Here is an 18,325-nt window from a genome sequence, read left to right as displayed (position 1 = left end):
AACTCCCTAGCTTGATATTAAGTGATTTTCAGGAGACCGAATATGGGTACCAAGGCCATTACCGACGCCAGCTTCCAAGCCGATGTGATCGACAGCGACACCCCTGTGCTTGTCGACTTTTGGGCCGAATGGTGCGGGCCGTGCAAGATGATCGGCCCCTCGCTCGAGGAAATTTCCGACGAACTGGGTGAAAAGGTCGTGATTGCCAAGCTCAACATCGACGACCATCCCGATGCTCCCGCCAAATATGGTGTGCGCGGTATTCCAACGATGATCCTGTTCAAAAATGGCGAAATCGCCGACACCAAGGTCGGCGCCGCCCCCAAGAGCGCTCTCAAGGGCTGGCTCGAAAACGCACTGTAACGGATGATGCGGATATTTTGAATCGTCATTGCGAGGAGCCGAAGGCGACGCGGCAATCCAGCGCGTGCGTAAACCGCTCTGGATTGCTTCGCTACGCTCGCAATGACGAGCGCATCTGCTCTAAACCATCGTTTCCATCGTCGCGGTTGCGCATTTGTCCGTTTTGCTATCGCCGCCACCCGACAGCGCGCTGGCGATGATAAATCCGCCAACCACCAGCACGATAAAACCGCCCGCGACCCACGGCAGATATTTGTCGATGAACGCCTTGATCGGCGCGCCGAACAGGCGGAACAAAATCCCCACCACAAGGAATGAAAAGCCGCGGCTGGCGATGCTCGCCCAGATAAAGGTGAACAGGTTCATCTGAATGAAGCCTGCGGTGATGGTGATCAGTTTGAACGGGATGGGCGTCGCGCCCTTCACCAGGATGATCTCGGCGCCAAAATCGCGCAGATAACAGGCGGCTTTGGGAAAGCTGTCGGTCAGCCCCAGCGCCGACAAAATGGACGTGCCAAGGCTTTCATACAGATAATAGCCGATGGCATAGCCGAGCAGCCCGCCGAGCACCGATGCGATGGTACAGATAATGGCATAGCGCACGGCCTTTTTCGGATTGGCGAGGCACATTACGCCCAGAAAAGGATGCGGCGGAACCGGGAAGAAGCTGGCCTCCATAAAGGCAAAGGCCGCGAGCCAATATTCGGCGTGCGCGTGCTGCGACTTGGCCATCATCCATTCGTACAGACGGTGGAGCATCGAGGGCTTCTTGCCGGGAATGATGACGCTCATCGCAATCAGTGCCGGAAATGACGCATACCGGTGAACAGCATCGCGAGCCCGGCCTCATCGGCGGCGGCAATCACTTCGTCATCGCGGATCGATCCGCCGGGCTGGATCACGCAGGTTGCGCCTGCCTCTACGGCGGCGAGCAGGCCATCGGCGAAGGGGAAAAAGGCATCGCTGGCGACCGCACTGCCGACGGTGCGCGGTTCGGACCAGCCGTGACTTTCCGCCGCCTCGCGCGCCTTGACCGCGGCGATGCGCGCGCTGTCGCGGCGGTTCATCTGGCCTGCGCCAATACCGGCGGTTGACCCACCCTTGGCATAGACGATGGCGTTGGATTTTACATGTTTGGCGATGGTCCAGGCGAACAGGGCGTCGGTCAGTTCCTCCTCGGTGGGCGCGCGGGCGGTGACGATTTTCAGGTCGCCGCGCGTGATCCGGCCATTGTCGCGGGCTTGCGCCAGCCAACCACCGGCGATGCTTTTCATCGCCAGCCCGCCGCGCGTCGGATCGGGCAGCTCCCCGGTCAACAGCAGGCGGAGATTCTTCTTCTTGGAAAACACAGCGCGGGCGTCGGCATCTGCGTCGGGGGCGACCACAACCTCGGTGAAAATACCGCTGATCGCTTCGGCTGTCGCGCCGTCGAGCGCGCGGTTGACCGCGATGATGCCGCCAAAGGCCGACACATCGTCGCATTTCAACGCCGCGTCATAAGCGTCGGCAATCGTCGCACCGCTGGCCACGCCGCACGGGTTGGCGTGCTTGACGATGACGCAGGTCGGGCCAGCTTCGCGGAATTCGGCGACCAGTTCCAATGCGGCATCGGCGTCGTTGATATTGTTATAGCTGAGTTCCTTGCCCTGCACCTGCTGCGCCTGCGCGATCCCGCGCACCGTCGGGCCGACGGGCAAATAAAGCGCGGCCTTTTGATGCGGATTTTCACCATAGCGCAGCTCGTTCGCCAGCTTGGTGGTGATCGGCAGCGTGTCGGGGAACATCTTGCCCTGGTCGGCAAAGGCAAACCATTGCGCGATCATGCCGTCATAGGTTGCGGTGTGGGCAAAGGCGGTGGCGGCCAGCCGCTTGCGTAACGCCAATGTGGTTGCGCCGTCATGGGCGTCGAGTTCCGCAATCACCGCCGTATAATCTTCGGGTTCGGTAATGATGCCGACAAAGCCATGATTTTTCGCCGCCGACCGCACCATGGCGGGACCGCCAATGTCGATATTTTCGATGATGGTGTCGCGGTCGGCGCCGCTCGTCACCGTCTGTAAAAAGGGGTAAAGATTGACGACGACAAGGTCGATGCCGCCCATGTCATGTTCATCCATTGCCGCAACATGAGCCGCGTCATCGCGCACCGCCAATATACCGCCATGAACGGTGGGGTGCAGCGTCTTGACCCGGCCATCCATCATTTCGGGAAAGCCGGTCAAATCGGCGACGTCGCGGACCTCATGTCCGGCCTCGCGCAAGGCCTTGGCGGTGCCGCCGGTCGAAACCAGTTCGATGCCATGGCGCGTCAACGCGGCGGCGAGTTCGGCAAGACCCGCCTTGTCACTGACAGACAAAAGCGCGCGGCGGACGGGAACGAGGTCGGTCATTGGGGAAACCTGTGGATGCAATGGAAAGGTCGGCTTCCCCTAGGGGCAGGGCGTGCCAAGGGCAAGTGGGGTGGGGAATTTGGTGGCGGCGATGGTGCCAGTCATCCGATATGTTTGAAAATCCAGCCGATGCTTGCGCCGCCCGCCGGGGAGGCGCCGCTCACGACGAGTTGTTCGGTCGGGTGGGGACGACCATCGCCATCGACCCACAGGCTCTCCTCAATCTCCAGATTACCCTCCGAAGTGCGAAACTGCCACAATGGTCCGCCGTCGATACGGAGCAGCGCGCCAAGCTTGTCGGCGGTCAGGCTCGCCGAAATCGCGCGTCCCAGATGAAAGCGCAGCGTAAATTTGGTCTCGCCCTTGCGGCGGCTGCGCGGAGCGGGGAGCAGTAAATCCTCCCCCCGCAACTCGCGGCCATTGGGCGACAGAATGACAAGGCGGCGGTGGATTAACCCATGGCGGCGGGCATAGCCGTCGTGGCTCATCTCCAACCGGCTGCCTTGCGGCGTTTCGTGGCGGTCGAGTTCGACCTCGGTGACGCCCTTGCCCAGCGACCCATTGGGCAGGATGGCTGTCGAATTGGTATCGCCCAGCACCAGCGTTGAATGGGCGGCGGTGGTCCGCAGGCCGCGCGCCAGTTCGGCGGGGATGGTCGCTCCGGTCAGCGCCGCGCCGCCGCAATTGACGATAATGCGATTGTCGCCGTCAGACAGCTCGATCGCCAGCGTCGAAGCGCAACCCGCCTCGGTGACGCGGGCGATTGGCGGTGGCGCGCCGTCGGCCAGTAACACGACCTTGTTTGCGACAAGCCGCTGATAGCCCCAGTCGCGCGCCTGTTTGAGCGGGCGGGTGCGCACCGCGCTGGCCGCAACAATGGCTTGCACCTGTGCCGCGCTGGTCGCTCCGCTGCCCTGCCAGCTCGCCATGCCGCCATCGCTATGGGTCAGGCCCAGCAGCGCGGGGACGGCGCGGGCGAGCACTTCTTTCAGATAGGGCGGCACCTCCATCTTGCGCATGTCAAAGACACGAACGAGCATGGAGAGCGCCATGATCGCGTCGAGCTGCGCCTGCGGCGAGCGCGAGATATTGCCGCCATCGGCATAAAAGCTGGTCTCCAGCACTTTGCGTAGGCCAGCTTCACCAAAAATCTGTCGCGGTTCGCCGCCGGGCATCAACAGCGACGCCGCGACAATGCCGACCCAGGCGACCAGTTGCCCGATGCCGGGGCGGGTCTTGTCGGCCACACGATCAAGATGGCGCGCGGCACGGGCGACATGGTTGAGGACGGCGGAGCGATAAACAAGATCACTCGACGACAGGATGAGGGGGGCGTGGGCGGCCCAGAACAGGATTCGCCAGGCGGTGTTATCGGCACGCCAAGCCGGTTCGCTGACCGTCTCGCCATGCGCGGCCATCCATTTGCGCACCACCATTTCGGCGATCGGCGCCCCATCGGCGCGTGTGCCCGTGGTCGATAAATCACGCAGCCAGGCAAAGCTGTGCAAATAATCGGTAAAGGGTGGCGGCACCGAGAGCGCGGCAAAGTCGAGGTCGGCGAGCGGCAGTTTCAGACCGCGATGGAGGAAATGACCGGCGCGGATCGCGATTCCAGCGCGCAAATCGCCGGGCACGGGGTCTTCGGGAACGCCGAGCAGCTTGAGCGGGAAACGACCCTTCAGGCGAAAGCTGTGGAGGGGTGTACGCCAGGTCAGCCGCGTGAAATGATTGGCAATCCGGTCGCCCAGCGACAGCCCCTTGTCGGTGGGCAGGCGGATCAGGCGCTTGCCGGGCTCGATGCTGTCATCGACGGGTTCCGCAAGATCCAGCGGCGGTTCGGCAGAAGACGAGGCGGCCGGTCCCATGTCCACGCTCAGGCCCCGCGTAACCGTCGGATATTATTGGCATAGGCATCGGGTCCGCCCTTGAAGGTTGCGGTTCCGGCGACCAGCACATCGGCCCCCGCGGCAATGGCTTGCGGGGCTGTGACGGCGTCGACGCCGCCGTCAACTTCCAGCCTGATATCGCGGCCCGATTTGTCGATCATCTTGCGCACCGCCTCGATCTTGCGAAGCTGGCTGGTGATAAAGCTTTGACCGCCGAACCCGGGATTGACGCTCATCACCAACACCAGATCAATATCGTCGATCAGATAGTCGAGCATCTTGGCCGGCGTCGCGGGGTTGAGCGACACGCCGGCTTGCTTGCCCAGTGATTTGATGTGCTGGATACTGCGGTGCGTGTGCGGCCCCGCTTCGGGGTGAACGGTGATGATGTCGGCACCGGCTTCGGCAAAGGCATCCAGAAACCCGTCGACGGGTGAAATCATCAAATGGACATCAAAGGGCAATTTGCTGTGCGGGCGCAGGGCTTTGACCACGCCGGGGCCGATGGTCAGATTGGGGACGAAATGGCCGTCCATCACGTCAATATGCACCCAATCGGCGCCCGCTGATTCAATGGCGCGTACTTCTTCGCCCAATCGTGCGAAATCGGCGCTCAGAATCGACGGTGCGATGCGAACAGGGGCGGATTGTGACGATGGAGTGACGGCGGTCATGCCCTTTGCCATTAACCATCAACCCCTTGTGGGGCAAGCGATAGAGAGAGGGCTAGGGGTGGTTTGCACAAATAAACTGGTGATTGGGTTCTGACCCTAGCTATCCTGCTTCGGTGGCCGACCGCGTTTGGCAGCAGCAGCGGGCGGTTTGACACTGATCCCGCGCCGCGCCAGCGCCTCGCGCAGCAACACCTCGATCTGGGCATTGGCGCTGCGTAGGTCAGCCGCTGCCGCCCGTTCGATCGCGGCATAAAGGGCCGGATCGACACGGAGGGCAAAGGCTTTTTTGACAGGAGGCGACATGGTTTCTGGCCGTGGCACAGGTCAATAAAGCGACCCGGCGTTGACCACCGGTTGGGTGTCATGTTCGCTGCACAGCACGACCATCAGGTTCGATACCATCGCGGCGCGGCGTTCATCATCCAGATGGACGACGCCCTTGGCGCTCAACTGCTCCAGCGCCAGTTCGACCATGCCGACCGCGCCTTCGACCAGTTTGCGTCGCGCGGCGATGACCGCTTCGGCCTGTTGGCGGCGCAGCATGGCCTGCGCGATTTCCTGTGCATAGGCGAGGTGGGTCAGCCCGCATTCGTCGACCGTAATCCCGGCGACTTTCAACCGTTCGATCAGCGCGGCGCGAAGTTCCACCCCGACCTCGTCATGGTTGCCGCGTAGCGTGATTTCCTGATGCTCAATGTCGTCATAGGGATAGCGCGAGCCGATCGAGCGCACGGCGGCTTCGATCTGCGCCATGACGAACTCTTTATAATCATCGACATCGAACAGGGCCTGCGCGGTGTCGGTGACGCGCCACACCACCTGCGCCGCCATCTCGATGGGGTTGCCGCGCAGATCATTGACCTTGATCTTGTCCGAAATGACATTGTTGGACCGCACAGCGATTTTCTTGCGGGTCAGCCAAGGCAGAACCCAGCGCAGCCCGGCGTTGCGGTCGGTGCCTTTATAGCTGCCGAAGAGTTGAATGGCCGCCGCTTCATTGGGGTTGATGAGGTAAAAGCCGCCTAGGACAAGCGTGCCGAGAACCGCACACAGAATCAGCAGCGCCAATATCATTGGCCCGCCCGCATCATTGGCAAGCGCGACGCCGCACAGGATGCTGACGGCCAGCAGGATCAGCCAGACGAGCAGCATCGCATAACCGCTGGCGGTCGCTGCGCGGACTTCGCGCGTCGGGTTCAAATTGGGGTTGATAGACGAATCACTCATAATGCTCTCCGATATAATTATGATATCATATTTATATCAAATCGGTCGGCAGTCAAGGAGATTCGGATGCGGTGGTCAGCCGCCGTCGAAATGCGCCAGCGCGGCCTTGGCAATCTCTTCGCCCCATTCCTGAACGAAATGGCCACCGTCGGGGATGATCAGCGGTTCGGGACAGCCGCGAATGACGCCGCGCAATTTGTCCATCACAGCGGGGCCAAGCACCGGATCGGCGGCGCCGACCGCCATAAAGCTTTTGCCCTTCCACTCGGTTGACCAGAATTGGGCGGCGGCACGGCTTTCGGTTACGCCGTCCATATCGGGCGAGACGGGAACGAGCGCGGGAAAGATTTGCGCGCCCGCTTTATAGTCCGGTGACGGAAAGGGCGCGTCATAGGCGGCGATTTCGGCGTCGGTCAGATGTGGGGTGCCGCGCGCAATCAGCGACCCGATGGGAAGGTCGGGGGTCGACATGGCGTAATTTTTCCATGCGATGAAGCCATCACCGGGGGGCGTCCCCACACCCAGCCCCGTGTTCATCACAATCAGTCGTTCGAGCCGTGGTTTGAAACCGGCATCGACCGGCAGGGTCAGGCCCAGCAGCCCACCCCAATCCTGCACAACCAGCGTGATGTTGCGAAGATCCAGCCGCTCGACGAGCGCCAGCAGGGCGTTGCGGTGAAAGGTAAAGCTGTAATCGCTCTGCTCAGCGGGCTTGTCGCTGCGGCCAAAACCGTAAAGGTCGGGTGCAATCACGCGCGCGCCGCTGGCGAGGAAGGGCGGGATCATCCGGCGATAGAGAAAGGACCAGCTCGGTTCGCCGTGGAGGCATAGAAAGGTGTGCGGCGCATCCTTTGGCCCCGCATCGACCCACGCCAACCGCAACCCGTCATAGCCCGGAAAATCCTCGGCATAATGCACCGGATAATCAAAGTCGGGGATCGCGGCAAAGCGATCATCGGGTGTGCGCAGCGCTTTGATGGTCATGGGTTTGTCCTGTCCGGTTGTGGGGGGCGCAAAGCGTGTCATTTGCGCCCGACAGCGTCAAGGCGCGCATAGGCACCGAATGGCCAACATAGCCGAACTGGACAGGTTGGAGCCTAACTGGCCTTGGGTTTGCGGACTGGAGCTTTGCGCGCTGCTGGCTTGCGTGCTGTGGGTTTGGCCGCCGGTTTCGCCGCCGCCTTGGCAGCGGGCTTGGTCACGCCTTCCAGCTTGTCGAGCCGCACCTTTAAGGCATCGGCTTCGGCGCGCGCCTTGGCGGCCATTTGCTTCACCGCGTCAAATTCTTCGCGGCTGACAAAATCCATGCGACCGACAAATTCCTTGGCGCGCTCTCGCATGGCCGCCTTGGCCTCGCGCTCGGCACCAGCGACGGTGCCGGCTATACCGTTCACCATCTTGGCCAGATCATCAAAAAAGCGGTTTTCGCTCTGCATCACTCATTCCTTTTCGGGATCGGGTCCCCTTGCCTGACCTATATTTGGGTGCTGGCGGCGACCGGGACAAGGGTTTCGGCATCGGGATTGCGCGCATCAATCTGAAAATTCAGTATCGCCGCAAAGCTCAGCCAGACCATATAGGGGACGAGCAACCACGCTGCGGCCTTGCGGATCGGGGCAAAGGCAAAGGCCGTGGCAATGGTCATCAGCAAGATGAAAATGATCAAATAGAGCGCCGTCGTCACCTGATGCTGGCCGAAAAATAGCGGCGACCAGACGAAGTTGGCGATCATCTGGGTCAGGAACAGTGTCAGAGCTGTTCCGCGCCCCTTGGCCCCGCGCGCATTGAGCACCATCGCCAAGGCAACGCCAAGGCCGACATAAAGCAGCGTCCAGACGACTGCAAAGACCCAACCGGGCGGCGTGATGGCGGGCAGGTCAAGGGCGGCAAACCAGCGATTATTATAGCCGCTGTTCGACATCAGGCCCGACAGGCTGCCGATCAGCACGATGGCCGGTACGGTCAGCATCGCCCAGCGCATATAGGACATGCGTAGCTGGCCTGCTGTAGCAATCTCGGTCATGCGTCTAATGTCCCCGCTGGTCGAATCTTCTGGCGACGGGTGTTGCGGCTGGCGGGCAAGGCGTCAAGTCGCGCGGCGTTCTGCGGCAATCAAAAATTCGACATTACCCTCTGGTCCCGTAATCGGGCTTTGGACCAGATCGATGACGTCCCAGCCGCTATCCTCCAGCCAATCGCGAACCTCACCGCACACCCGATCATGGACCGCCGCATCGCGGACGACGCCCTTTTTGCCGACTTCGTGGCGCTCCGCCTCGAATTGCGGCTTGATCAGCGCGACCAGCCGCGCACCGGCGCGGGCAAAACCCATCGGCACCGGCAACACTTTCGCCAACCCGATAAAACTGGCGTCACAGACGATCAGGTCGACGGGTTCGGGAATATGCGTCGGCGTCAAAATGCGCGCGCTGGTTTGTTCATGGACGATGACGCGGTCATCCTGCCGCAATTTCCACGCCAGTTGGTTGGTCCCCGAATCAACAGCATAAACGCGCACCGCGCCGCGATGGAGCAGGACGTCGGTGAAGCCTCCCGTTGACGACCCCACATCAATGGCGACCGCCCCGTCCGCGTCCCAGCCCAGATGCGCCAGCGCATGGTCGAGTTTGACCCCGCCGCGCGACACCCACGGATGGTCACGGCCCTTCAGGCTGATTTCGGCGTCGTCGGGCAGTTGTTGTCCCGCCTTGTCGATCTTGCGGTCGCCAATAAAAGCCAGCCCCGCGAGGATCAGCGCCTGCGCGCGTGTCCGGCTTTCAACCAACCCGCGATCGACGAGCAACTGGTCTGCGCGTTGTTTGGCCATTAGCGCCCCGCCGCCTTGGCGGCGAGCAGGCTGGGCGTCAGGATCTGCGGCAAAATCTCAGGCTCGACAGCGCCCGGTGCATACCAAAGATATAGCGGCACGCTGTTGCGGCCATGCTCGGCAAGTGTGCGGGTGATGGCGGGATCGCCGTTGGTCCAGTCGCCGACCAAAGTCGTCACGCCCGCCGCGTCAAAGGCCTTTTGCGTGGCCGCGCGTTCGATGGCCCCGGCTTCATTGGCCTTGCATGACAGGCACCAGTCGGCGGTGAAATAGACGAAGACGGGCTTGCCGGTGGCGCGGGCCGCAGTCAGTGACGCGGTTGAATAGGTTTGGCCCGCCGACTCTGCTCCGACGGCGGGCGGCTTTATGTTGGCGAGCGGAATCGCCAGCGCGGCGCAAACAGCCACCACGATTGGCAGGAGCGGAAGGGCGGACCGCGACCGCCGTTGTGGTCTCCCGGCTGACCAGCCGATCACCGACAGGCTCAGGAGCGCCAATAGGCCGCTGGCAAATCCCTGTCCGCCCGCTTGCCGCCACAACAGCCAGACCAAGGCTAGCGCGGTCAGCCCCATCGGCACCGCCATCCATCTGCGAAAGCGCGTCATCCATGGTCCCGGCTTGGGCATCCGGTTGCGCAGCGCGGGGATGAATCCAATGGCGAGGAAGGGGAGGGCGAGGCCTAGTCCCAGCCCGCCGAATATCGGTAAGGCTGCCCAGGCTGGCAGCGCCAGCGTTGCGCCCAGCGCCGCGCCAAGTAGCGGTCCGCTGCATGGTGTCGCGACAAAAGCGGCGAGCGCGCCGGTCCAGAATCCGCCTGCCGCTCCGCCTTTGCCCGCCAGCGCCTGTCCGCCACCAAAGCCGCGCAGCTCATAAACACCGAGCAGGTTGAGCGTGATCGCAATGGCGAGCGCGAGCAGGATGAAAACGCTCACCGGATGCTGCAACTGGAAGGCCCAGCCAATCTGTTCGCCTGCCGCGCGCAAAGCCAGCAGCACACCACCCAGCGCGAGCGCGACCAGCACGGCACCTGCCATATAGGCAACGGCCTCGACTTTGGCTTCGCGGGGCTGTCCGCCCGCTCGCGCAAGGCTGAGCGCTTTCAGGCTTAATATCGGAAAGACGCAGGGCATCAGGTTGAGGATGAGGCCGCCCAATATGGCACCCGCCAGCGCGGTCCAGAACAGGCTGGCGTCGATGGACGCCGCGGGCGCGGCGGCGATCGGTTTGCCGGCTTGCGGGACCGTTCCGGGTTCAAACCGGACTTCCAGTCCGCGCCCGTCGTCGAGTTTGAGCAGTCCGTCAATCGGGCCTGCCGCATCCCCATCGCTCCGGCTTTCGATGATGATCCTATCGCCCCGACGGCTGAAGCTTTGCGCGGCGGCATAGGCGATGACATTTTGCGTTTTCAGGAACAGGTGCGGCGCGTTGAGTGTGGTGCTGGCGGGCAGGGGGATGGCGAAGCGTAGCCGGTCGCCCTGCCGCTCCCAATGTCCCGCGCGGTCAAGCGGCTGCGGCAGATGCGCGCGCCAGCCGTCGAATTGCGCGCGCGACGGCTCCGAAATTTTCCCGTCGCCGGCTTTCAACTTGACCGCAATCACCGCTTGTTCGGGGACGCAGACTTCGTCGGTGCAGGCCAACCAATTGGCGACGCCGGACAGCGTCAGGTCGGTGCCGGGCGTGACGGACTTATCGACATGCAGGTCGGCGAGCAGCGCATAGGGATGCTCATAGACATGGTTCATCAGCCCCGAAATCACCAGCGTCTGCGGCACAGGATAGCGAAAGGGCGACAGCGTCACGCCGTCGGGCAGGTTCCACTCGACGGTCAGCCCGAATCCGGCATCGCCGCCATTGATCCAATAGCCATGCCAGCCCTTGTCGGGCATCATCGACAGCGCGAGGCTGGTCGACCCGCCGGGTGCGGGCGCGCTGCTTTCGGCCAGCAATTGAGCACGGACATGGGTGGGCTGTTGCGCCGCCGCGGGCAGGGCAGACGCACAGGCGGCGATCAAGGCCAGCATGAGCGCCATGCGTTTCAGCCAGCCATGAAACGGTAACAATGCCACGCCTATTCCCTTGTCCATTGTCGCTCTGCGCTTGCCATATAGGCGGCTTTCGCCGACAGGACAGCCCATAGTCTATTCCTTTCATGGAGGTCAGCTTTGTCACTGAAACATCTTTCGACGGCGCTTGTTGGTGCCCTTTGCCTGACGGCTGCGGGTGCGGTGTCTGCTCAGGATTCGAGCTCCGAAGCCCGAAATGTGACAGCCCAGACACCCCCGCCCAAGCTGATTATCGCGATTTCGGTCGATCAATTTTCGGCCGATCTGTTCGCCGAATATCGCAGCCATTTCACCGGTGGACTGGCGCGGCTGGCCTCTGGCGTTGTGTTCCCGTCGGGGTATCAATCGCATGGCGCGACCGAAACCTGCCCCGGCCATTCGACGATCCTGACCGGAAACCATCCGGCGCACACCGGCATTGTCGCCAATGACTATTATGACCTTGGCATCAGCCGCGAGGACAAGCGCGTCTATTGCGCCGAAGATGAAACCGTCCCCGGCACATCGTCCAGCAGCGGCAAATATGCCGCATCGGCCAAGCATTTGCTCGTCCCGACGCTCGGCGATTTGATGAAAGCGCGCAATCCGGCGACGCAGGTTGTGTCTGTTGCAGGCAAGGACCGCGCCGCGATTATGATGGGTGGTCATCATGCCGATGAACTGGTCTGGCTCGTGCCAGCGGGACTCACCAGCTATCGCGGCACGACCTTGTCGCCCACCGCAGCGCAAGCGGGCGGTGCGATTGCCGCCGCGATTGCGGCGGGACGTCCGGCGATGGAACTGCCCGCCGACTGCAAGTCGCATGATATTGCGATTCCGATTGATAATGGCGCCACCGTCGGCACCGGCCGGTTGGCGCGCGAGGGCGGTAATTTTCGCGGCTTCATGGCATCACCAGAAGCTGACGGGGCGGTGCTGGCTGCGGGCGCGGCGCTGCGTCAGGCGCGCAAGATGGGCGAGGGTGACACCACCGATCTGCTCATCCTCGGGCTTTCGGCAACCGATTATGTCGGTCATACTTATGGGACCGAAGGCAGCGAAATGTGCCTGCAACTTATGTCGCTCGACCAGGAACTCGGCGATTTCTTCGCCCGGCTCGACGCGACCGGCATCGATTATGCGGTGATGCTGACCGCCGACCATGGCGGCCATGATCTGCCCGAGCGTAACCGGCAAAATGCGATTGCCGACGCCCAGCGGGTTGATCCGTCGCTGTCGCCCGATGTGATCGGCAAGGCCGTGGCCGAAAAACTCGGGCTGCCGCAACCCTTGCTTTATGGCGGCAGCTTTGGTGACGTCTATTTATCCAAGACGCTGACGCCGGTGCAGCGTAAGGCCGCAATGACCGAATTGCTGGCAGAGATACGCGCAAAGCCGCAAGTCGAGGCGGTGTTCACGGCTGAGGAACTGGCGGCGCACCCCCTTTCGACCCTCTCCCCCGAACAATGGAGCATCGAAGACCGCGTGCGTGCATCCTATAATGCCAAACGGTCGGGGGACTTGCTCGTCGTCCTCAAACCGCGCGTGACGCCGATTCCCGATACCAGCCGGGGCTATGTCGCCACCCACGGGTCGGTATGGGACTATGACCGCCGCGTCCCGATCCTGTTCTGGCGCAAGGGAATGACGGGTTTTGAACAGCCGAATCCGGTGATGACAGTCGATATTCTGCCCACTCTGGCCGGTTTGATCGGCTTGCCGGTTGACGCGAGCCATATCGATGGCCATTGCCTCGACCTGCTCTCGGGAGCAGCGAGCAGTTGCCGATAGGGGCAACACAAAAACGGAATCAGGAACAATGGCGACTATATTACGGGATTTTCCTGGCCAGCTTTTGCTGGTTGGTTGTGGCAACATGGCGGGTGCCATGCTGACGCAATGGCTGGCGGCCGGACTTAAACCGGCGCAGGTTACGATTGTCGATCCCATTGCAAAGCCGCGCGACGGCATCACCCAACATGCCAGTCTTGACGAATGGCAGGCCGCAAATGGCACCGCCGACTGGATCATGGTGGGAATGAAGCCGCAGCAATTGGGCAGCGTGGCCAAGACGCTGGCCCCCGTGTTGAACGGCGAAACGCGCCTGTTGTCGATTCTGGCCGGCGTATCGCTTGCCGATCTGGCGGCCCGTTTCCCTACCGCGAAGTCGCAGGTTCGCATCATCCCCAACATGCCCGCGAGCATTGGTCAGGGCGTGACCGCCGTTGCATCGCTCGGCAGCGACAGCGCGGATGATCAAACCGTCGACGCCATGATGGGTGCGCTGGGTGTGATGATCCGGCTCCCCGATGACAGCAATATGGATCTGGTCACGGCCTTTACCGGCAGCGGCCCCGCCTTTGTATTCCGATTGATCGAATCCTATGCGGCCGCCGGTGAGCGGCTGGGCCTGTCTGCTGATGATGCTTTGAAATTTGCCAATGCCACCTTTGGCGGCGCAACGGCTCTGCTTGCTGATAGTGGGCAGACACCAGCGGCGCTGGCGGCGCAGGTTGCGAGCAAGGGCGGCACGACACAGGCGGGACTGGATGTTCTCGACAGCGCGGGCGAACTGGTCGCACTGATGACCAATGTCCTGCGCGCTGCGCGTGATCGCGGGCGGGAACTTTCCGATATTGCGCGGAGCGACGGCGAGGGCTGACAGGTCCCGCGCCCAATTAGTCGGGCTGCTGACCCAATCGTGCGACCCGGCTGCGTTCACGCGGCGGGATCAGCGCATCGCTGACCTGCCAGAATCCTGTCACCGCCTGTTGTCCGGCCTGCGAATAGGCTTGGCTCATCGCATCACGAAGCAGCGTAAAGATCGACGATTCGAGTGCACGCCCCGCCTCGGTCAGGCGCAATTCCTTTTGGCGGCGGTCGCGGTTTCCGGGGCGGGTGGCGATCATGTCGCGCGCCTCCAATTCCTTGATCACGCGGCCCAGCGATTGCTTGGTGATGCCCAGAAGCGCCAGCATGTCCGATATGGTGATCCCCGGCTGACGCGCGATGAAATAAAGCGCGCGGTAATGTGCGCGGCCAATGTCCTGTTCCGCCAATTGCGCATCGATACTGCGCCACAAGGCCGCATGGGAAAAGAACAGATATTCGATGCCGCGCCGCACTTCGTCAGCACGCAAGAAAAGCGCAGAGGCAGCGGAGACTTGTGAGGGAAAATTATCGTCGGCCATGGCCAGCTACGTTGCGCTGACGGTCATGCTTTGGCAAGAGGCCCAAACTTCACACCGCTTTTCATTGTCCCAAGGCCCTTTCATGCCCGAAACCAACTTTGCCCATGAACCGCATCCGGCTCCCCAGTCCGACGCTGATCGCGCCGCGCTGATCGCCGACCCCGTCTTTGGACGCGTCTTCACTGACCATATGGTCAGCATCCGCTATGTCGAGGGCAAGGGCTGGCACGATGCCAAGGTGATGCCGCGTGGGCCGCTGTCGCTCGATCCGGCGACCGCCGTGCTCCACTATGCGCAAGAGATATTCGAGGGGTTGAAGGCGTATCGACTCGATGACGGGTCGATGGCGCTGTTCCGTGTTGAGGCCAACGCCGCGCGCTTTCAGGAGAGCGCGCAGCGCATGGCGATGGCCGAACTGCCGCAGGATATGTTCATCGACGCGGTGCGCGAAATGGTGCGCGTCGATGCCAAATGGTTTCCGCCGGTAGAGGGCGGGGCGCTTTATCTGCGGCCCTTCATGTTCGCCAGCGAAGTGTTTCTGGGCGTTAAACCGGCCGCCGAATATCAATTCCTCGTCATCGCCTCTCCGGTCGGAAATTATTTCAAATCAGGCGCCCCGGCGATCTCGCTTTGGGTGTCCGAAGATTATACCCGCGCCGCCGCAGGCGGGACGGGGGCGGCCAAATGCGGCGGCAACTATGCCTCCAGCCTGATCGCCCAGCGCGAAGCCATTGCCATGGGGCATGATCAGGTGGTGTTCCTCGATGCGGTCGAACATCGCTGGATCGAGGAACTGGGGGGCATGAACATGTTCTTTGTGTTCGACGACGGCAGTCTGGTAACGCCGCCGCTTGGCGGCACGATTCTACCGGGCATTACCCGCGACACAATTATGACGCTGGCCCGCGACGCCGGATTGACGGTGCGCGAGGAGCGCTATGCCATCGACCAGTGGCAGGCCGATGCGACCAGCGGCAAGCTGACCGAAAGTTTTGCGTGCGGAACGGCAGCAGTAGTGACTTCGGTGGGCAAGGTGACGCGCGGCGACACCAGCTTTACCATCGGTGCCGGTGGGCCGGGACAGGTGACAGAGAGGCTCAAGAAACAGCTGGTCGATATCCAGCGTGGCCGCGTCGATGACCGTTACGGCTGGGTAACGCGCCTATAGGATTGCGTCCGCGACACAAAAGCCGCTCCGCTTGCCTTGCCAATCATGGCGCAGAGGTTATAGAGCGCGCTCGCACCGGCCCGATGGGGCGTAGCCAAGCGGTAAGGCAGCGGCTTTTGATGCCGCCATGCGCAGGTTCGAATCCTGCCGCCCCAGCCAGGTGTGAAGATGTTTTCCGAATTTGAAGGGGATTGGTGCGCGTTCTATGGGCGCGTTGACCGGCTAAAGCCTTTTTCCCCCGTCCGCCGCCATAGGCAGCTGCAACGGGGGAACAGGTTTGCTGTGCACAAGAAGAACATTAGGGGAACATTGGCCGAATGTCAAGCCTGCCCTATCGCCTCTGCAATTGCGACGAGGCGGCGCGCTTCGTCGAGGTGGAGAAGCTCGGTCATCTTGCCATTGACCTTTAGCACCCCGACCCCGGCATTGGCAGGATCGGCGAAGGCGGCGATAACCGCTTGCGCCTGTGTCACGGCTTCGGCCGAAGGCGAGAAGGTGCGGTTGCAGGTCTCCAGTTGCGATGGGTGGATCAGGGTCTTGCCATCAAACCCCATCATCCGCCCTTGCCGACATTCGGCCGCAAGGCCGTCGGCATCGCCAATGTCATTATAGACCCCGTCGAGCGCGGTTAGCCCGTGCGCGCGGGCGGCGGTCAGTGTGAGCGCGAGGGCGGTCGTAAAGGCCGCGCGGTCAGGGGTGGTTTCGGCGCGCATTTCCTTGGCCAGATCGTTGGTGCCCATAACAAAGGCGGCCAGTCTGGTGTCGGCAGCACTTGCCGCAATGGCCCCGATGTTCAGGATCGCGAGCGGCATTTCGATCATCACCCACAGCGCGCAATCGCGCGAAGCGCCGGCGGCATCAAGGGCGGCATCGATGGCGTAAATATCGGCGGCGGTCATCACCTTTGGCACCAGTATCGCGTCGGGTGATGCGGCGACGGCGGCGGTCAGGTCATTCTTGCCCCAAGGCGTATCGAGTCCGTTGATCCGCACCACCACTTCACGTCCGCCAAAGCCGTCGGCGGCAACCGCAGCGGCCACTTGGTCGCGTGCCATGGCCTTGCTGTCGGGTGGCACCGCATCCTCCAGATCAAGAATGAGCACATCGGCAGCAAGGGAGCGCGCCTTTTCCAGTGCGCGGCTGTTGGAACCGGGCATATAAAGGCAGGATCTGCGCGGGCGATAGGTGGGAGAGGTATCAGGCATAGCGAGATGTAAGGCGCTCTGGCGCGTCAGGGCAAGGGCGCAGCGTGAGCTTTTGGCACTGCGCCCTTATCCCCGCGTCGCGATTCTAGCTATCGAGCCGCTCGATGATGATGGCCGGTGCCATACCTCCGGCCGCGCACATGGTGACAAGGCCATAGCGACCCTTGGTGCGTTCGAGCTCGTCGAGTATGGTCCCGATCAGAATCGACCCGGTGGCGCCGATCGGATGACCGAGCGCCATCGCGCCGCCGTTGACGTTGACCTTGTCGCGGGGCAGGTCGAGGTCGCGGATGAATTTCTCGGCGACCACGGCAAAGGCTTCATTGATTTCCCACAGATCAATGTCGTCCTTGGTCAGACCCGCCTTCTCAAGCACTTTCTTGGCAGCGGGGACCGGCGCGTTGAGCATTAGCGTCGGGCAATCGCCGACATTGGCATAGGCGACAATCCGCGCGCGGGGTTTGAGACCCGCCTTGTCGGCATACTCCTTGGACGTGATGAGCAGCGCCGCGGCCCCATCGACGACGCCCGAGCTGTTGCCTGCATGATGGACGCCTTCCCACTCAAGGCCGGGGTAGGCGCGCTGGATCTGCTTGCCAAAGGTGACGCCGCCGCCAAGGTCAAAATCCTTCATCGCGCCAAAGCTGGCTTTGAGGCCTGCCAGTCCTTCGGCTGTGGTTTGCGGGCGCGGGAATTCTTCATGGTCGAGCGCGATGCTGCCGTCTTCATTATAGACCGGCACCACGGATTTATCGAAGCGGCCTTCCTTGATGGCGACGGCGGCGCGCTGCTGGCTGACGAGGGCGAGGGCGTCGACCGCCTCGCGGTCAATGCCTTCCCTTGCAGCAATGGCGTCACCGCAGACGCCCTGATGCGATTGCGGATGGATTGCGTCGAGCGCGGCATTGCCCGACCCCATCATGCGCGGCGGCTGCCCCGCATTGGCGCGCTCGGCGGCTAGCTGAGAGGTATAGCTCATCATTTCGGTGCCGCCGGCGATGACGCAATCTTCCATGCCGCTCATCACCGTCGCAGCGGCAAAGTTGACCGAGCTGATCCCGCCGCCACAAAAGCGGTCGAGCGTCGTTCCCGACGCCTTGGTGTCATAGCCCGCCGCAAGCGCGGCCATGCGGCTGAGGTCGCCGCCTTGCTTGCCTTCTTGCGTTGACGTCGACCAGATGATGTCGTCGACTTCGGACGTGTTCAGATTGTTACGGTCCTTCAGTGCCTTCAGCACCGTCGAGGCCAGATGCTGCGGATGAAGGTGCGACAGCGCGCCCTTGCCGGGCTTGCCAATCCCGCGCGGCGTGCGGACGGCGTCGATGATATAAGCGTCGGTCATGATGGGGTTC

Annotated in this window: 18 protein-coding genes and 1 tRNA gene; 5 read left to right on the top strand and 14 right to left on the bottom strand. The window is 62.3% G+C overall.

All coding sequences use genetic code 11. The features are described from left to right. Window positions 1-42 precede the first annotated feature (42 nt). Window positions 43-363, top strand: a complete 321-nt coding sequence (gene trxA / locus ACR3XE_RS00095) for a thioredoxin TrxA (protein ID WP_473699579.1) — start codon at window positions 43-45, stop codon at window positions 361-363. 120 nt (window positions 364-483) lie between these two features. On the opposite strand, the gene ACR3XE_RS00090 is transcribed toward trxA, so the two are convergent. The 11 genes from ACR3XE_RS00090 to ACR3XE_RS00040 all read right to left on the bottom strand — a co-directional run bounded on the left by ACR3XE_RS00090 (window position 484) and on the right by ACR3XE_RS00040 (window position 11,433). Beyond that, window positions 484-1,122, bottom strand: coding sequence for a YqaA family protein (locus ACR3XE_RS00090; protein WP_473700280.1), 639 nt, complete (start codon window positions 1,120-1,122; stop codon window positions 484-486). A 38-nt stretch (window positions 1,123-1,160) separates the two neighbouring features. Beyond that, the gene (gene purH, locus ACR3XE_RS00085; RefSeq protein WP_473699580.1) at window positions 1,161-2,753 is read right to left on the bottom strand and encodes a bifunctional phosphoribosylaminoimidazolecarboxamide formyltransferase/IMP cyclohydrolase; all 1,593 of its coding nucleotides are present in this window, start codon (window positions 2,751-2,753) and stop codon (window positions 1,161-1,163) included. A 101-nt stretch (window positions 2,754-2,854) separates the two neighbouring features. After that, complete coding sequence (locus tag ACR3XE_RS00080) at window positions 2,855-4,618, bottom strand: heparinase II/III family protein (protein ID WP_486186031.1); 1,764 nt, start codon at window positions 4,616-4,618, stop codon at window positions 2,855-2,857. A gap of 8 nt (window positions 4,619-4,626) precedes the next feature. Continuing rightward, entirely contained in the window at window positions 4,627-5,313 is a 687-nt protein-coding gene (rpe, locus tag ACR3XE_RS00075) for a ribulose-phosphate 3-epimerase (protein WP_473699581.1), read from the bottom strand. Window positions 5,314-5,409: 96 nt separating this feature from the next. Next, the gene (locus ACR3XE_RS00070) at window positions 5,410-5,616 is read right to left on the bottom strand and encodes a type II toxin-antitoxin system antitoxin (RefSeq protein ID WP_473699582.1); all 207 of its coding nucleotides are present in this window, start codon (window positions 5,614-5,616) and stop codon (window positions 5,410-5,412) included. A 21-nt stretch (window positions 5,617-5,637) separates the two neighbouring features. Further along, window positions 5,638-6,540, bottom strand: coding sequence for an SPFH domain-containing protein (locus ACR3XE_RS00065; protein WP_473699583.1), 903 nt, complete (start codon window positions 6,538-6,540; stop codon window positions 5,638-5,640). Window positions 6,541-6,615: 75 nt separating this feature from the next. Further along, window positions 6,616-7,524, bottom strand: coding sequence for a haloalkane dehalogenase (locus ACR3XE_RS00060; protein ID WP_473699584.1), 909 nt, complete (start codon window positions 7,522-7,524; stop codon window positions 6,616-6,618). 113 nt (window positions 7,525-7,637) lie between these two features. After that, window positions 7,638-7,976 carry an accessory factor UbiK family protein gene (locus tag ACR3XE_RS00055; RefSeq protein ID WP_473699585.1) on the bottom strand — a complete coding sequence of 113 codons (339 nt, stop codon included), beginning with the start codon at window positions 7,974-7,976 and terminating at the stop codon, window positions 7,638-7,640. 38 nt (window positions 7,977-8,014) lie between these two features. Beyond that, window positions 8,015-8,563 carry a TspO/MBR family protein gene (locus tag ACR3XE_RS00050; protein WP_473699586.1) on the bottom strand — a complete coding sequence of 183 codons (549 nt, stop codon included), beginning with the start codon at window positions 8,561-8,563 and terminating at the stop codon, window positions 8,015-8,017. Window positions 8,564-8,626: 63 nt separating this feature from the next. Further along, window positions 8,627-9,367: a TlyA family RNA methyltransferase gene (locus tag ACR3XE_RS00045; protein ID WP_473699587.1), complete on the bottom strand. Its 741-nt coding sequence runs from the start codon at window positions 9,365-9,367 to the stop codon at window positions 8,627-8,629. After that, window positions 9,367-11,433 (bottom strand): protein-disulfide reductase DsbD family protein, encoded by a 2,067-nt coding sequence (locus ACR3XE_RS00040; protein WP_473699588.1) that lies wholly within the window; start codon window positions 11,431-11,433, stop codon window positions 9,367-9,369. The genes ACR3XE_RS00045 and ACR3XE_RS00040 overlap by 1 nt, the downstream gene beginning before the upstream one ends. Before the next feature lie 141 nt (window positions 11,434-11,574). Between ACR3XE_RS00040 and ACR3XE_RS00035 the strand changes: the two genes are divergently transcribed. Continuing rightward, complete coding sequence (locus ACR3XE_RS00035; protein ID WP_473700281.1) at window positions 11,575-13,200, top strand: alkaline phosphatase family protein; 1,626 nt, start codon at window positions 11,575-11,577, stop codon at window positions 13,198-13,200. Window positions 13,201-13,228: 28 nt separating this feature from the next. Continuing rightward, window positions 13,229-14,071, top strand: coding sequence for a pyrroline-5-carboxylate reductase (proC, locus tag ACR3XE_RS00030; protein WP_473699589.1), 843 nt, complete (start codon window positions 13,229-13,231; stop codon window positions 14,069-14,071). A gap of 16 nt (window positions 14,072-14,087) precedes the next feature. Here the strand turns inward: proC and ACR3XE_RS00025 are convergent, their stop codons facing one another. Then, window positions 14,088-14,600 (bottom strand): MarR family winged helix-turn-helix transcriptional regulator, encoded by a 513-nt coding sequence (locus ACR3XE_RS00025; protein WP_473699590.1) that lies wholly within the window; start codon window positions 14,598-14,600, stop codon window positions 14,088-14,090. Between the two features lie 82 nt (window positions 14,601-14,682). On the opposite strand from ACR3XE_RS00025, the gene ACR3XE_RS00020 reads away from it, so the two are divergent. Next, window positions 14,683-15,768, top strand: a complete 1,086-nt coding sequence (locus ACR3XE_RS00020; RefSeq protein ID WP_473699591.1) for a branched-chain amino acid aminotransferase — start codon at window positions 14,683-14,685, stop codon at window positions 15,766-15,768. Between the two features lie 84 nt (window positions 15,769-15,852). After that, window positions 15,853-15,927 (top strand) — tRNA-Gln (locus ACR3XE_RS00015). A gap of 161 nt (window positions 15,928-16,088) precedes the next feature. Here the strand turns inward: ACR3XE_RS00015 and ACR3XE_RS00010 are convergent. Next, window positions 16,089-16,973: an HpcH/HpaI aldolase/citrate lyase family protein gene (locus ACR3XE_RS00010; RefSeq protein WP_473699592.1), complete on the bottom strand. Its 885-nt coding sequence runs from the start codon at window positions 16,971-16,973 to the stop codon at window positions 16,089-16,091. Window positions 16,974-17,058: 85 nt separating this feature from the next. Then, window positions 17,059-18,315: an acetyl-CoA C-acetyltransferase gene (locus ACR3XE_RS00005; RefSeq protein ID WP_473699593.1), complete on the bottom strand. Its 1,257-nt coding sequence runs from the start codon at window positions 18,313-18,315 to the stop codon at window positions 17,059-17,061. Between the last annotated feature and the right edge of the window lie 10 nt (window positions 18,316-18,325).

It is taken from the genome of Sphingopyxis sp. 10G20-10, from assembly GCF_057365075.1.
The sequence above is the reverse complement of the archived record's forward strand: the minus strand, read 5'-3'. Positions and strand labels throughout refer to the sequence as shown.

Bases quoted from the DNA above. Each gene is read 5' to 3' on its own strand.
- trxA (WP_473699579.1), top strand. From the start codon at position 43: ATGGGTACCAAGGCCATTACCGACGCCAGCTTCCAAGCCGATGTGATC.
- ACR3XE_RS00090 (WP_473700280.1), bottom strand. From the start codon at position 1,122: ATGCTCCACCGTCTGTACGAATGGATGATGGCCAAGTCGCAGCACGCG.
- purH (WP_473699580.1), bottom strand. From the start codon at position 2,753: ATGACCGACCTCGTTCCCGTCCGCCGCGCGCTTTTGTCTGTCAGTGAC.
- ACR3XE_RS00080 (WP_486186031.1), bottom strand. From the start codon at position 4,618: ATGGGACCGGCCGCCTCGTCTTCTGCCGAACCGCCGCTGGATCTTGCG.
- rpe (WP_473699581.1), bottom strand. From the start codon at position 5,313: ATGACCGCCGTCACTCCATCGTCACAATCCGCCCCTGTTCGCATCGCA.
- ACR3XE_RS00070 (WP_473699582.1), bottom strand. From the start codon at position 5,616: ATGTCGCCTCCTGTCAAAAAAGCCTTTGCCCTCCGTGTCGATCCGGCC.
- ACR3XE_RS00065 (WP_473699583.1), bottom strand. From the start codon at position 6,540: ATGAGTGATTCGTCTATCAACCCCAATTTGAACCCGACGCGCGAAGTC.
- ACR3XE_RS00060 (WP_473699584.1), bottom strand. From the start codon at position 7,524: ATGACCATCAAAGCGCTGCGCACACCCGATGATCGCTTTGCCGCGATC.
- ACR3XE_RS00055 (WP_473699585.1), bottom strand. From the start codon at position 7,976: ATGCAGAGCGAAAACCGCTTTTTTGATGATCTGGCCAAGATGGTGAAC.
- ACR3XE_RS00050 (WP_473699586.1), bottom strand. From the start codon at position 8,563: ATGACCGAGATTGCTACAGCAGGCCAGCTACGCATGTCCTATATGCGC.
- ACR3XE_RS00045 (WP_473699587.1), bottom strand. From the start codon at position 9,367: ATGGCCAAACAACGCGCAGACCAGTTGCTCGTCGATCGCGGGTTGGTT.
- proC (WP_473699589.1), top strand. From the start codon at position 13,229: ATGGCGACTATATTACGGGATTTTCCTGGCCAGCTTTTGCTGGTTGGT.
- ACR3XE_RS00025 (WP_473699590.1), bottom strand. From the start codon at position 14,600: ATGGCCGACGATAATTTTCCCTCACAAGTCTCCGCTGCCTCTGCGCTT.
- ACR3XE_RS00020 (WP_473699591.1), top strand. From the start codon at position 14,683: ATGCCCGAAACCAACTTTGCCCATGAACCGCATCCGGCTCCCCAGTCC.
- ACR3XE_RS00010 (WP_473699592.1), bottom strand. From the start codon at position 16,973: ATGCCTGATACCTCTCCCACCTATCGCCCGCGCAGATCCTGCCTTTAT.
- ACR3XE_RS00005 (WP_473699593.1), bottom strand. From the start codon at position 18,315: ATGACCGACGCTTATATCATCGACGCCGTCCGCACGCCGCGCGGGATT.